The organism is Sphingomonas sp. (genome assembly GCF_036388435.1).
In the GTDB taxonomy this organism is placed as follows: domain Bacteria; phylum Pseudomonadota; class Alphaproteobacteria; order Sphingomonadales; family Sphingomonadaceae; genus Sphingomonas.
In genome coordinates this window covers 1-13,196 of the sequence record NZ_DASVRV010000012.1, presented here as the reverse complement: position 1 = coordinate 13,196, position 13,196 = coordinate 1, and the positions used below count along the sequence as shown (strand labels likewise).

13 protein-coding genes and 1 riboswitch are annotated in these 13,196 nt (G+C 67.7%); of the genes, 6 read left to right on the top strand and 7 right to left on the bottom strand.

All coding sequences use genetic code 11. From position 1 onward, the window contains the following. A partial coding sequence (locus tag VF592_RS03210) for an AAA family ATPase (protein ID WP_331004160.1) occupies positions 1 to 631 on the top strand: 631 nt, incomplete at its 5' end. A gap of 594 nt (positions 632 to 1,225) precedes the next feature. On the opposite strand, the gene thiC is transcribed toward VF592_RS03210, so the two are convergent. The 3 genes from thiC to VF592_RS03195 form a co-directional block, all read right to left on the bottom strand. Then, complete coding sequence (gene thiC / locus VF592_RS03205) at positions 1,226 to 3,142, bottom strand: phosphomethylpyrimidine synthase ThiC (RefSeq protein ID WP_331004159.1); 1,917 nt, start codon at positions 3,140 to 3,142, stop codon at positions 1,226 to 1,228. Positions 3,143 to 3,185: 43 nt separating this feature from the next. Further along, a riboswitch (TPP riboswitch) is annotated at positions 3,186 to 3,295 on the bottom strand. Positions 3,296 to 3,386: 91 nt separating this feature from the next. Then, complete coding sequence (locus VF592_RS03200) at positions 3,387 to 4,397, bottom strand: ferritin-like domain-containing protein (protein ID WP_331004158.1); 1,011 nt, start codon at positions 4,395 to 4,397, stop codon at positions 3,387 to 3,389. Between the two features lie 46 nt (positions 4,398 to 4,443). Then, positions 4,444 to 5,385, bottom strand: coding sequence for a ferritin-like domain-containing protein (locus VF592_RS03195; protein ID WP_331004157.1), 942 nt, complete (start codon positions 5,383 to 5,385; stop codon positions 4,444 to 4,446). A gap of 191 nt (positions 5,386 to 5,576) precedes the next feature. On the opposite strand from VF592_RS03195, the gene VF592_RS03190 reads away from it, so the two are divergent. Together VF592_RS03190 and VF592_RS03185 are read left to right on the top strand one after the other, a co-directional pair. Continuing rightward, positions 5,577 to 6,158 carry a sigma-70 family RNA polymerase sigma factor gene (locus VF592_RS03190; RefSeq protein WP_331004156.1) on the top strand — a complete coding sequence of 194 codons (582 nt, stop codon included), beginning with the start codon at positions 5,577 to 5,579 and terminating at the stop codon, positions 6,156 to 6,158. Beyond that, the gene (locus tag VF592_RS03185) at positions 6,148 to 6,870 is read left to right on the top strand and encodes an anti-sigma factor (protein WP_331004155.1); all 723 of its coding nucleotides are present in this window, start codon (positions 6,148 to 6,150) and stop codon (positions 6,868 to 6,870) included. The genes VF592_RS03190 and VF592_RS03185 overlap by 11 nt, the downstream gene beginning before the upstream one ends. Positions 6,871 to 7,059: 189 nt before the next feature. Here VF592_RS03185 and VF592_RS03180 read toward each other — a convergent pair whose 3' ends face one another. From VF592_RS03180 to VF592_RS03165, 4 genes are all read right to left on the bottom strand, one after another. Next, positions 7,060 to 7,920 (bottom strand): MipA/OmpV family protein, encoded by an 861-nt coding sequence (locus tag VF592_RS03180; RefSeq protein WP_331004154.1) that lies wholly within the window; start codon positions 7,918 to 7,920, stop codon positions 7,060 to 7,062. Positions 7,921 to 7,993: 73 nt separating this feature from the next. Then, on the bottom strand, positions 7,994 to 8,425 hold the full coding sequence (locus tag VF592_RS03175) for a DUF2141 domain-containing protein (protein ID WP_414714143.1): 432 nt from the start codon (positions 8,423 to 8,425) through the stop codon (positions 7,994 to 7,996). Continuing rightward, a complete protein-coding gene (locus VF592_RS03170; RefSeq protein ID WP_414714144.1) occupies positions 8,349 to 9,131 on the bottom strand; it encodes a sterol desaturase family protein in 783 nt (260 codons plus the stop codon). Before VF592_RS03170 ends, VF592_RS03175 begins: the two co-directional genes overlap by 77 nt. Before the next feature lie 97 nt (positions 9,132 to 9,228). Further along, a complete protein-coding gene (locus tag VF592_RS03165; RefSeq protein WP_331004152.1) occupies positions 9,229 to 9,753 on the bottom strand; it encodes a GNAT family N-acetyltransferase in 525 nt (174 codons plus the stop codon). A 79-nt stretch (positions 9,754 to 9,832) separates the two neighbouring features. Here VF592_RS03165 and crtY point away from each other — a divergent pair, with 79 nt between their 5' ends. From crtY to VF592_RS03150, 3 genes are read left to right on the top strand one after another with little or no spacing between them, the layout of a single operon-like run. Further along, positions 9,833 to 10,999: a lycopene beta-cyclase CrtY gene (gene crtY, locus VF592_RS03160; protein WP_331004151.1), complete on the top strand. Its 1,167-nt coding sequence runs from the start codon at positions 9,833 to 9,835 to the stop codon at positions 10,997 to 10,999. 41 nt (positions 11,000 to 11,040) lie between these two features. Next, positions 11,041 to 12,522 carry a phytoene desaturase gene (locus tag VF592_RS03155; protein ID WP_331004161.1) on the top strand — a complete coding sequence of 494 codons (1,482 nt, stop codon included), beginning with the start codon at positions 11,041 to 11,043 and terminating at the stop codon, positions 12,520 to 12,522. After that, entirely contained in the window at positions 12,519 to 13,100 is a 582-nt protein-coding gene (locus VF592_RS03150) for a TIGR00730 family Rossman fold protein (RefSeq protein WP_331004150.1), read from the top strand. The genes VF592_RS03155 and VF592_RS03150 overlap by 4 nt, the downstream gene beginning before the upstream one ends. The last annotated feature ends 96 nt before the right edge of the window (positions 13,101 to 13,196 follow it).

Below are 13,196 nucleotides of genomic sequence, written 5' to 3'. Positions count from 1 at the left end.
GCATGGTCAGCAAATCGGCGGTCAAATCCTTGAGGATGATCCATTTGGGCAAGGTTTCTTGGAAAGGATTGCTCGCGCTCAGGAGCGCAGCCGTACCAGTCGCCTCACTAAGATCCAGAAAGCACTACAGATAGCTGTACCACAGTTTGAAGAACTACAGTTTGAGAAGGATGAGTTTACGGGTCGGCCTCATCTTAAGGCACGGTTCAAACATTTTCGACCTAATGCTGGCTGGCAAAGGGAAGAGCAGTTCTCTGATGGAACATTAAGACTTTTAGGATTATTATGGTCTCTTCTTGAGAGTTCGTCTCTCCTGCTGATGGAAGAGCCAGAGCTCTCACTTAATTCGTCGATCGTTGCAGAAATTCCGGCCATGATGTATCGGATACAGCGACAGAGTAAGCGCAGGCGCCAGATATTTATTACCAGTCACAGTGACGCGCTACTTAGTAATCCCGGCATTGATGCAGGTGGCGTACTGTTGGTTGAGCCGGGTGAAAATGGCTCAACAATTCGAGAAATGAACGAGGGAGAGGCGGCTGCAATCAAGGATGGCTTTTCAGTCGCTGAGGTTATCCTGCCTGCCGCACGGCCGTCCTCGGCGCGGCAACTCTCGTTCGCCCTCGAATGATTGTAGTTAATACGGCAACGGAGGACGAGATATCGGAGATCGTCGCGACCAAGCTGGTGAGAGAGGTCGTTCCAAATGGGGTGATCGGCTTAAGGTTGCGTAAGGGTGGTTTTGGATACTTGCGATCCAGCTTATCCAAATTTTGTCAGATGGCCCAGAGAGAGCATGTTCTACTCTTAGCCGATCTCGATCGCCAGCCCTGTGCCCCTGGCTTGATCGCAAGCTGGGCCGGGGGTCAGCGGCTCCCCGATAAGCTTCTATTCCGCGTTCCGGTTCGCGAAATTGAAGCGTGGTTGCTGGCCGACCGGCAGGGCATGGCTGCGCTGATGGGGGTTAGCGAGGCCAGCCTTCCGCCAGAACCCGATGCTTTGCCTGATCCGAAGCAGGCCTTGCTCAACGCAGCTCGTAACGCAGGACGGAGTGTCCGGTCCGAGCTAATTGTCAGCCGGGGAGCGATCGCTTCACAAGGACTCGGTTATAATCGCGTGCTCTCCGAATACGTGAGCACAAGCTGGAACATCAACCGAGCGGTTGAGCGATCAGCAAGCTTGCGTAGGGCAGTCACCCGGTTGGGGGCACTGAGCTAATAACGCGTTACTCCGCCGCCGGTAGGTAAACCTCCCCGCCCTTCTCTCGGAACCGCTCGCTCATGTCTGCCATGCCGGCTTCCGCGTCAGCTTCGGTGACGCCCCCTCCACCATTCGGCTGCGCCGAACGGTCTTCCTCCCCGTTCCGGGGAGGAATTTGGGCCGCGATGAAGGTCTCCACGCCCGCATTCTGCTTGGCCGCGAAGTCCCTCACCTCCTGGGTGATCTTCATCGAGCAGAATTTCGGGCCGCACATCGAGCAGAAATGGGCGGTCTTGGCGCCTTCCGCCGGCAGGGTCTGGTCGTGGTAGCTCTCGGCCGTATCGGGGTCGAGCGAGAGGTTGAACTGGTCGCGCCAGCGGAACTCGAAACGGGCGCGGCTGAGCGCGTCGTCGCGCAGGCGGGCGGCGGGGTGGCCTTTGGCGAGGTCGGCGGCGTGGGCGGCGAGCTTGTAGGTGACCACGCCGACCTTGACGTCGTCGCGGTCGGGTAGGCCCAGATGCTCCTTGGGCGTCACGTAGCAGAGCATGGCGGTGCCGTACCAGCCGATCATCGCCGCGCCGATGCCCGAGGTGATGTGGTCGTAACCGGGCGCGATGTCGGTGGTGAGCGGCCCGAGCGTGTAGAAGGGCGCCTCGCCGCAGACCTCTAGCTGTTTCTCCATATTCTCCTTGATCTTGTGCATCGGCACATGGCCGGGGCCTTCGATCATCACCTGGACATCCTGCGCCCAAGCGCGGTGGGTGAGCTCGCCCAACGTGTAGAGCTCGGCGAACTGCGCCTCATCATTGGCGTCGGCGATGGAGCCCGGGCGCAGGCCGTCGCCGAGCGAATAGGCGATGTCATACGCCTTCATGATCTCGGTGATCTCGTCGAAGCGCTCGTAGAGGAACGACTCCTTGTGGTGGCTCAGGCACCATTTGGCCATGATCGAGCCGCCGCGGCTGACGATGCCGGTCACGCGCTTGGCGGTGAGCGGGACGTAGGGCAGGCGGACGCCGGCGTGGATGGTGAAGTAATCGACGCCCTGTTCGGCCTGCTCGATCAGCGTGTCGCGGAAGATCTCCCAGGTCAGCTCCTCGGCGATGCCGCCGACCTTTTCCAGCGCCTGGTAGATGGGAACGGTGCCGATCGGCACAGGGCTGTTGCGGATGATCCATTCGCGGGTGTCGTGGATGTTGCGGCCGGTCGACAGGTCCATGACGGTGTCGGCGCCCCAGCGGATCGACCAGACGAGCTTGTCGACCTCCGCCGCGACGTTGGAGGCGACCGCCGAATTGCCGATATTGGCGTTGATCTTGACCAGGAAGTTGCGGCCGATCGCCATGGGTTCGGATTCGGGATGGTTGATGTTCGACGGGATGATCGCGCGACCGCGCGCCACCTCGTCGCGGACGAATTCGGGGGTGACGTGGTCGGGGATGGCGGCGCCGAAGCTCTCGCCGTCGCGGATGTGATCCTTGAGCATCTCGCGGCCGAGATTCTCGCGGACGGCGACATATTCCATCTCGGGGGTGATGATGCCCCGCCGGGCATAGTGCATCTGGCTGACGTTCGCGCCGGTGCGGGCGCGCAGGGGGCGCTTGGTGACGTTGGGGAAAGGCTGGACGCCGCCGGAGCGGTCGGGGCCGAGCTGGCCGTTATCCTCGGGGCGGAGCTCGCGGGCGGTATAGGGCTCGACATCGCCGCGCGCCTCGATCCAGGGGCGGCGGAGCTCGGGCAGGCCGGCCATGATGTCGATATGGGCGGCGGGGTCGGTATAGGGGCCGGACGGGTCGTATACGCGAAGCGGGGGCTCGGAGCAGGAGGGGTCGAGGATCACCTCGCGCATGGCGACGCGGTGCGGGCCGACATGGACCTTGCGGCTGCCCCGGATGGGACCCGTCGTGACGCCGATTTCGGTGCGGGCGGGGATGTCGGCCATATGCTCTCTCCAATGCGGAGGGAGTGGGGACCCTGAACGAACAAGGGGGCCGCCTCTCCCTCCCTACGCCGGTGTCAACCGGATCAGGTTCGGCGGGTCATGGGCTGCTGCCCAATTCTCAAGCGCGCAGGTAGCGCTCCCCCGGGGATGATGGGTAGAGCGTAGGCGCTTTCCCGGGGGACGCCAACGGAAAAGGGCCGCTTCCGGGGGGAAGCGGCCCTTTCGTCGGTCGGCGAGGATCCGATCAGCCGCTGGCGGCGCTGGTCCGGATCGTGCCGTTGACGCCGGCGGGGAAGAACCCGCCCATCGTGACGGCGGCGCGGTTCAGGTAGACGATGTTGAGCACCTGCCCCGTGGTGCGGCTGAAGGCGATCGCGTTGCCGTCGACGGGGACGATGTTCGACACCGTGGCGGTGCCGGTGATCCCCTGATCGAGGTCGCTCGCGCCGTCCAGGCTGTCGCGGGCGTCGCTGATCTGGCCCGCGATGGTGCGGAGCTGCGGCGCTTCCAGCCCCTTGCGGTACAGGATCGTGCGGATCAGGCCCGCATGATAGGCCTCCGCCGCCAGGATGCCCGCCGCCGCTTCCAGGATGACCTTGTTGGAGATCAGCGGGGCCGCGCCCTTATAGGCGGTAACCCCGACATCCTCGAAGATATAGGCGCCGAGCAGGAAGTTGTTGTCGTCGGCATAAGGGTCGAAGGTTCCCGTCGCCGGCACGACGCCCGCCGCGCGCGCCGCCGCGGTGAACGAGCCCGTCGCATCGCCGGAGATGTTGATCGCGGGCTGCGCGGCCGACGCGGCGCCGAGCGCCGACCGAAGAAAGGCGACGTGCGCGATCTCGTCCGCCGCGATCTCGCGGGCATATTGCGCGACCACGGGGTCGGTGAACGTCACCTGGCGCGGACCGGCCGTACCGCCCGTGACCACCGCGCCCTGCGTGCCGGTGCCGGTGAGCAGGGTAGCGGCGAGCCCGGTGCCGAACGCGGCATAGGAGTAGAATTGCGCTTCCAGATATTCGAGCTGGAGCGCGAAGTTGAGGATGTCGGCATCGCCGATCGGCGCGGCGGTGGCCGTCGGCGTGGGCGTCGGGGCGACGGCTACGTCGTCATCGTCGTCGCCACCACAGGCGGACAGCAGGGTGAGGCCGCCGACGGTCGCGGTGGCGGCGCCGGCGTAGCGCAGGAACTGGCGACGATGCGAGCGGCGCTGATCGCTGGCCTCGATCACCTTGGACAGATTGTCGATGTCTTGCATGGCGTGAATCTCCGAATGGGGCCGCCCGAAGGCGAAAGGGCGGGGCTCAGTTCGCGGCGCTGGTACGGATCGTGCCGTTGACGCCGGCCGGGAAGAACCCGCCCATCGTGACGGCGGCGCGGTTCAGGTAGACGATGTTGAGCACCTGCCCCGTGGTGCGGCTGAAGGCGAGGCCATTGCCGTCGAGCGGCACGATGTTCGACTGGAGCTGGCCGCCCACCGTGACGGGCGAGATGCCCTGGTCGAGATCGGTCGTTCCGTCCAGGCTGTCGCGCGCGTTGGATATCTGGTCGGCCTGGGTACGTAGCGCAGGCGTGTCGACACCCTTGCCGTACAGCGTCGTGCGGACGATCGCGGCGTGATAGGCCTCGACGGCGAGGATGCCTGCCGCCGCTTCGAGAAACGTCTTGTTGGTGATGAGCGGCGACGCGCCCTTGTACGCGGTCACGCCCACATCCTCGAAGATGTACGCGCCGAGCAGGAAGGCCTCGTCGCTGGCATAGGGATCGAACACCCCGGTCGCCGGCACCACGCCGGCAGCGCGCGCCGCCGCGGTGAAGGCGCCGTTGGGGCCACCATCGATGTTGAGCGCGGGCTGCGCGACGGCGGCCGTGCCCAGCGCGGTACGCAGGAACGCGACATGCGCCGCTTCGTCCGCCGCGATCTCCTGGGCGTATTGCGCGACGATCGGGTCGGTGAAGATCACCCGACGACCGCCGGTGACCCCGCCCTGCGTCCCCGTACCCGTCTGCTGGTTCGCGGGCAGGCCCGCGCCGGTCGCGGCGAAGAGGTAGAATTGCGCCTCGAGATATTCGAGGTTGAGCGCGAAGTTCAGGACGTCGGCATCGGTGACCGCCTGGGCGGAAGCCGCATTGGCGAAAGCGAAACCGCCCGCGCCGACGACAGCGGCGCCGACCACCGTCTTGAAGAAGTCACGCCGCTTGGCGCGGGCGTCGAACGCCTCGATCATTTCGGCACTGTCCGGCATGAAAATCCTCCCTGAACGAGACAAACGCTTGCGTCGCGGCCCGGAACTTGCGCCGGTGCCTCCACACATAGGTACGGGGTGTCGACCCAAAGGTTGCGTGCGTCCAGACCGGGGCTGAAATAAACCGCACCTGGAACGGCGGGCCTGAAATTATTTGCGGCCTTTCCGCGTTGCGGTTACCCGGTTCGACGATGTCGTTATCCGCTCCGAATGCCAGCCGTGATATCGACCGCGGGGCGCTTGTCGAAGCGATCGTCGCGACGGGGACCGAGGATCGGCAGGCCTTTCAGCGACTATACCGGCTGACCTCCGCGAAGCTTTTCGGGATATGCCTGCGTATCTGCGGTTCGCGGGAGGCGGCCGAAGACGTGTTGCAGGAAGTCTATCTGATCATCTGGCGGCGGGCCGGCGCGTTCGAGCCGGGACGGGCAAGCCCGATCACCTGGCTGGCGACGATCGCGCGTAACCGGGCGATCGACTGGCGCCGCGCGCATCCGCATCGCCTCTCCGCGAGCAGCGAGGAAGCCGACGCCGTCCCCGATCCGGCGCCCGACGCGGTGACGGGGCTGTTGCGCGACGAGGGCGAGCAACGCCTACACCTGTGCCTCGACGCGCTCGACCAGACGCAGCGCGAAACGATCCGCACCGCCTTTTTCGGTGGGCTGACCTATGCCGAACTGGCGACGCGGCGCGGCGTGCCGGTGGGCACCGTCAAGAGCTGGGTCCGGCGCGGGTTGGGCCGCCTCAAGGATTGCCTGGCCGATGACCGCTGAGGACCGGGGCATCCTGGCCGGCGAACTCGCGCTGGGCCTGCTCGACGGCGAGGAACGCGGCGAGGCGCTCCGGCTGATGCTCGCCGACCGCGACTTCGCGCGCGCGGTCGAGGCATGGCGCGACCATTTCGCCGCCCTGTTCGCGGAATGCGCGCCGGTCGCGCCCGATGCGGCACTGGAGACGCGGATCGTCGCCGCCCTGCCCGGATCGGGTGTGAGCGCGGACGGCACGACCGTGCCCGGCATCGGATCGCGCGCGGTGCGCCTGTGGCGGACGGTCGCGGGCGCGGCGATGCTGGCCGCGGCGGCCTTGCTGGCCGTGATCCTGCTCCGGCCCGAGCGGGTTTCCGCGCCGCGTCCGACCGCGCCGCTCGCCACCCCCGCGCCGCTCGTGGCGATGCTGACGCCGACCGACGACGCCAAGCCGCTGGCCGCGCTGGTGGACCGGGCGACCGGGGTGGTGACGCTGGCCGGGACGATCGACCTGCCCGCCGGGCGCGTGGCCGAACTGTGGACGATCGGCGCCGATGGCGTGCCGCGGTCGCTGGGCGTGCTGGCGAACGGCGCCGCCCGCCTGCCGGTCGCGCCCACCAGGCGCGGGCGGCTGACGCCGTCGGTGGTGCTGGCGGTCTCGATCGAGCCGCCGGGCGGATCGCCGACGGGAGCCCCGACCGGCCCGGTGATCGCCACGGGACCGATGAGCGCGGCGTGACCGCCTTACGGTTTGATCCACTGACGTGGATGCGACACCGGCCCGCTCCCCCACCCGGCTACCCGGCTACCAATCCAGATATTCCGTGGGTGGCCGGGTGGGACAATCCGCGCAAAGTGATGGTTTGCGGAGGCCCCGGGTGGGGAGCGGGCCGGTGCCGCACCTGGCCCGGCTTTGCTGAACCAGGCTCTAGAAGGTGTAGCTCACCCCGGCGGCGAAGGACCATTGGTGCTTGTCGCCGATATCGCGGACGATCGGCGCGTTCTTGGCGCGGCCGAGCAGCCGGCCATAAAGGATGCCGCCCCCCACGCCCAATCCCCGGCGCAGGTCGCCCGACAGGCTTTGGAGGCCGAACAGCGACAGGTTCAGCTGCCTCCACCCGCTCTCGCTCGCGTCATAGGCACGCAGGCCGCTCGCGAGCGACTGGGCGGTCGTGACGCTGTAATAGGTGCGGTTATAGCCCTTGCCGACATAATCGGCGGCGACGCCCAGCGAGACCAGGGTCGTGGTGGAAAGCGGCGTGGTATAGGTGAGCTGCGGGGTCACGACATAGCTCCGGTGGACGCCGCCGACATCCTGGACGACCCCGATGCGCGCGGTGAGCGTGTCGAAGTCGCTGGTGACCACGCCGGTGCGCGTCACCCCGACGAACCCGCCCGCCTCGAAGGCGGTATCGAATTTGCCGAGCGCGCGAACCTGGGGGTTGTCGATATTGGCGACCCGCTCGCGCCGGACGGAGCCGATCACCCCGAGCTCGAACCCCGTGCCGGGCCCGGGCGCGTCGCGGACCAGATCGACGTAGAGCTGGGTGCCGCGCGTGAAGAAGTCGTATCCGTGGATGCGACCCACGACGACCGCGCCCGGGATCCAGTCGTTGCTGTCGGCACCGTCATAATCGGGCAGGCTGACCGCGCCGAGGCCGATCGTCACGCGCGTGGGATCGTCGTCGGCGGGCGCCTCGGGCGGAGCGGTGATCGGGCCGGTATCCTGTGCGAGCGCGGGCCGGGCCAGCAACAACGCGCCGAGAGCGGCGGGGACGAGAAGGCGCATACACGAGGCTCCGGGGAAAATGAGTTGCCCTTCGCAACGCGGGCGAGAGCGTTTCGGGTCCGAACCGACGGGTTCAGAACATGTAACGCATGCGCACCTGTTGCCTGTTCGCCTCACCCGCGACTTGGAAACGCGCGGCGGCGAAGCGGGGCGGGCCGAAGCGCACGACCGGGTTGCGCGAGAAGCCGAACCCCTCGCGCGGGATGCCCGCGATCGTGTCGAGCCGGCGATTGCCGTTCTCGTCGTGCATCACGGCGGCGGCATAATCGCCCGGCGGCAGCGCGGCGAAGGCGAGCAGCGGGCTGCCCGCGGGCACGTTGCGCCGCGCCGCGTGCACGTCGTTATGGCAGGCGGGAAAGGCCTGGGGGTCGGCGGTCAGGCAGACGCGGATCACGCCATCGGCCGATCGCAGCCCGGCGACATCGACCTCAAGCCGCCCGACCGGCGTCGCCGCGCCCAGCAGCAGAAAGACCCCCGTCGCCGCCACCATCTTCCGCAAGGCCACGACGAGCGGCCTGGGCATGGGCCTTGGCGAAATCGCCGACACCGCCATCGGTGCCGCAGAGCCGGTCCCAGAAACGGAAATAAAGGCCATAATTGCACCCGTAGCGCTCATGGTGTCGCTGGTGATGCGATGCGGTGATGAGCCAGCCCCCCAGCCGCCCCCGCCACATCCACGCAGGAAACACCTCCCACCCCATATGGTTGGTGACACCCATAACCGTCATCACCCCCAGCACCACCCCGAGCGCACCCAGGTGGATCGGAATCACGAACACGAGTAGCGGAATTATCACAGCGCCGCTCAGCGCCTCGAGCGGGTGGAAGGCCATGGCGGCCCAGGCGGTCGGCGGGCGGCTGGCATGGTGGACGGCATGGGCGAGCCTGAACGGTCCCGGCCGATGCATCCAGCGATGCGTCCAGTAGAACCATGCGTCGTGCGCGAGGAGGAACAGCAGCACCGACACGGGCAGCCACCAGAGCGGCCGGGCGTCGATGTCGGTGTAGATGCGCGTCCAGCCTCGCTCGCGCCAGCCCCACATGACGATCCCGGCGGGCACGCCATAGATAGCCGCGGAAAGCAGGCTCCACCCGATCTCGCGCCGCACCTGCGCGTCGAGACCCGCATAAAGGCCGCGGTGCCGCCGCCCGGTCGCCCAGGCGAACCCGCCCGACACGAGCAAGTAGCGCACCCCGACGATCAGCGTCATCGATCCGGCGGCGAGGAAGAGCGCGAGGAGCACCGGGTGCGGATACGCTTTTAGCGCGGTGGTGGCTAGGCGGGGCGGATCGGGCCGGACCGGCGCGTCATGCGGGCGCGACCCGCTCGAACAGCCGGGTGGGCGCGTCGCGATAGGTCACGTCGCCGGCTGCGCGGAAGCCGACCGCCTCCGCCAGCCGGACCGACGGCGCATTGGCGTGGTCGATGAGGCAGACGGTGCGCGCGATGCCCTGCGCGTCCGCCCAGGCGAGCAGCGCCGCGACCGCCTCGCGCGCGAAGCCGCGGCCCTGCGCGGCGGGGGCGAAGGCCCAGCCGGCCTCGGGCGTCCCCTCGAACGAGGGCGCGGTGTCGCGGCGCGAGTCCATGCACCCGACCTCGCCCAGGAACAGGCCCGTCGCGGTCTCGCGCACCGTCAGATAGCCGAAGGGGAACAGCGTCCAATGGCCGACATAGCGCTGGATGGTGCGCCAGCACTCCTCGCGCGACAGTGGGCGCCCGCCGATATGCTCGGTCACGCGCGGGTCGGCCCACATCGCCGCGACCTCCTCCAGGTCGGCGGGGCCATGTGGCGCGAGCGTCAGGCGCGCGGTGGCGAGGGTCGGTCCGGTCATCCCGCCACGGATAACGTGAGACACCGGCCCGGCGGAAAGCATTTCTCTTGGGCACGAGGCTGGGCTAGGTCGCTGTCCGATGGTCTATCCTTCCAACGACAACAGGTGCGACGTCGCGATCGTCGGCGCGGGGTTGGCGGGCGGGCTGCTCGCGCTGGCGCTGAAGGCCAGGCATCCCGCGCTCGACGTGCGGCTGATCGACGCGGGGGACAGCGTCGGCGGCAATCATCTCTGGTCCTTCTTCGGGACGGACGTGGCGGACGAGGATCGCTGGCTGCTCGCGCCGCTGGTGGTGCATGGGTGGCGCGAATATGACATCGCCTTTCCGGCGCACGCCCGCACCATCGCCGCGACCTATTATTCGATCGAGAGCGCGCGGCTGGACCAGGTGGTGCGCGCCGCCCTGCCGCCCCATGCCGTGATGCTGGGACGCAAGGTCGGCAACGTGTCGCCGACCGCGGTCGCGTTCGTCGACGGGGACCGGCTGGAGGCGACGGGGGTGATCGACGCGCGCGGGGTCGGCGACCTCCAGACGCTGGAGCTGGGCTGGCAGAAGTTCCTGGGGCGCGAGATCGCCACGGACGCGCCGCACGGGGTCGAGCGCCCGATCGTGATGGACGCCACCGTCAAGCAGATCGACGGCTATCACTTCGTCTACGTCATGCCGTTCAGCGCGAACCGCGTCTTCGTCGAGGACACCTATTACAGCGACTCGGCGACGCTCAACGTCCGCGCGGTGTCGCAGCGGCTGGACCGCCACGTCGCCGACAAGGGCTGGACCGGCGCGACGGTGCGCGAGGAACAGGGCGTGCTCCCCGTCGCGATCGGCGGCGATTTCGAGGCCTATTGGCGGTCGGGCGGGGCCAAGGTCGCCAAGGTGGGGATGCGCGCGGGACTGTTCCATCCGACCACCGGCTATTCGCTGCCCGACGCGGTGCGGACCGCGACGATGATCGCGGGGCTGAGCGATTTCACCGGCGCCGACCTCCACCGGTTGACGCACGACCATGCGCGCACGACTTGGGAGGAGCGGCGCTTCTACCGCATGCTCGACGCCATGCTGTTCCGCGCGGCGGAGCCCGACGGGCGATACCGGGTGCTGGAGCATTTCTACCGGCTCAATCCCAAGCTGATCGGTCGCTTCTATGCGGGACGGTCGACCATGGGCGACAAGGCCCGAATCCTGATGGGCAAGCCCCCCGTCCCCATACGTCGCGCCCTTGGCGCGATCCGAGGTATCCGATGAACGAGATGGCGGTGAACACCATGCGCGCGACCGGCGGGGCGATGAAGACCGCGGTCGTGATCGGCTCCGGCTTCGGCGGGCTCGCGCTCGCGATCCGGCTGCAATCGGCGGGCGTCAAGACGACGATCGTCGAGGCGCGCGACAAGCCCGGCGGGCGGGCTTATTATTGGGAGCGCGACGGCTTCACCTTCGACGGCGGGCCCACCGTCATCACCGACCCGCCCTGCCTTCAGGAGCTGTGGGCGCTGACCGGGCGCGACATGGCGGAGGATGTCGAGCTGGTGCCGGTGTCGCCCTTCTACCGGCTCAACTGGCCCGACGGCACGAATTTCGACTATACCAACGACGACCGGGTCCTGCGCGCCGAGATCGCCAAGCTGAACCCCGACGACAATGCCGGTTACGACCGGTTCCTCGAATATTCGGCGGGGGTGTTCCGCGAGGGTTACGAGAAGCTGGGCCATGTCGCGTTCCTCGACTTCGCGTCGATGAGCAAGGCGGCGCCGGCGCTCGCGAAATACCAGGCGTGGCGATCGGTCTATTCGATCGTGTCGAGCTTCGTGAAGAACGAGAAACTGCGCGAGGCGCTGAGCTTCCACACGCTGCTGGTCGGCGGCAACCCGATGACGACCAGCGCCATCTACGCGCTGATCCACAAGCTGGAGCGCGACGGCGGCGTGTGGTTCGCCAAGGGCGGCACCAACCGGCTGATCGCGGGCATGGTGAAGCATTTCGAGCGGATCGGCGGCACGGTCCGCCTGAACGACCCGGTGGTGAAGATCGAGACGCTGGGGGAGCGCGCGACCGGGGTCGTCACCAGGGGCGGCTATGCGATCAACGCCGATGCGATTGCGTCGAACGGCGACGTGATGCACAGCTACCGCGACCTGTTGTCCGATTCGCGATCGGCGCAGCGGACGCGCGCCAAGCTGGAGCGTAAGAAGTACAGCCCGTCGCTGTTCGTCACCCATTTCGGGATCAAGGGCAGCTGGCCCGGCATCCCGCACCACATGATCCTGTTCGGCCCGCGCTACAAAGGGCTGCTCGACGACATCTACAATCACGGCGTGGTGGGCGAGGATTTCTCGCTCTACCTCCACCACCCGACCGTCACCGATCCGAGCCTGGCGCCCGAGGGCTATTCGACCTTCTACGTGCTCGCCCCCGTGCCGCACATGGGCAAGTTCCCGCGCGACTGGGACGAGGTGGCGCCGATCCTGGAGAAGCGCATCCTGGACGAGGTCGGACGCCGGCTGATCCCCGACATCCACGAGCGGATCGTGACCAAGTTCAGCTACACCCCCAAGGACTTCGCGCAGGATCTGGGCGCGCATCTGGGCAGCGCCTTCTCGCTGGAGCCGACACTGACCCAGAGCGCCTGGTTCCGCGTCCACAACCGCGACGACAACATCTCCAACCTGTATTTCGTCGGGGCGGGCACGCATCCGGGCGCAGGCATTCCCGGCGTCGTCGGCAGCGCCAAGGCGACCGCGCGGCTGATGCTGGAGGAGGCGCGGGTTTGAAGCGTCTGGCGGTCTATTGCGGGTCGGCGACGCCGGCCGACCCCGTTTATATCGACACCGCACGCCAGGTCGGGCGGCTGCTCGCCGAGCGCGGGATCGGTGTGGTCTATGGCGGCGGGCGGCTGGGGCTGATGGGCGCGGTCGCCGACGCGGCGCTGGCGGCGGGCGGCGAGGTGGTGGGGGTGATCCCGCAGGCGCTGGTCGACGTCGAGGTCGCGCATCGCGGCCTGACCGAGCTCCACGTCGTCGGCGGGATGCACGAGCGCAAGGCGCTGTTCACCGATCTGTCGGACGGCTTCGTCACCATTCCCGGCGGCACGGGCACGATGGACGAATTGTGGGAGGCGCTGAGTTGGGCGCAGCTGGGCTATCATGCGCTGCCGGTCGGGCTGCTCAACGCGGCGGGCTATTATGACGGACTGATCGCCTTCTGGGCCAAGATGGCGGAGGTGGGCTTCCTGCGCCCGCAGCACCGCGCGCTGCTGATCGTCGCGGACACGATGCCCGACCTGCTCGCCCGCATGGCCGCGCACGTGCCGACGCAGCCCATCGTGCGGATGAGCGCCGCCGACCTTTGAGCGCGGCCGGCTTTTGAACAGTCCCGGCCCCACCCGCGACGCGATCGTCGCGACCGCGCGCGAGTCGATCGCGCGCGGGTCGAAGAGCTTCGCGGC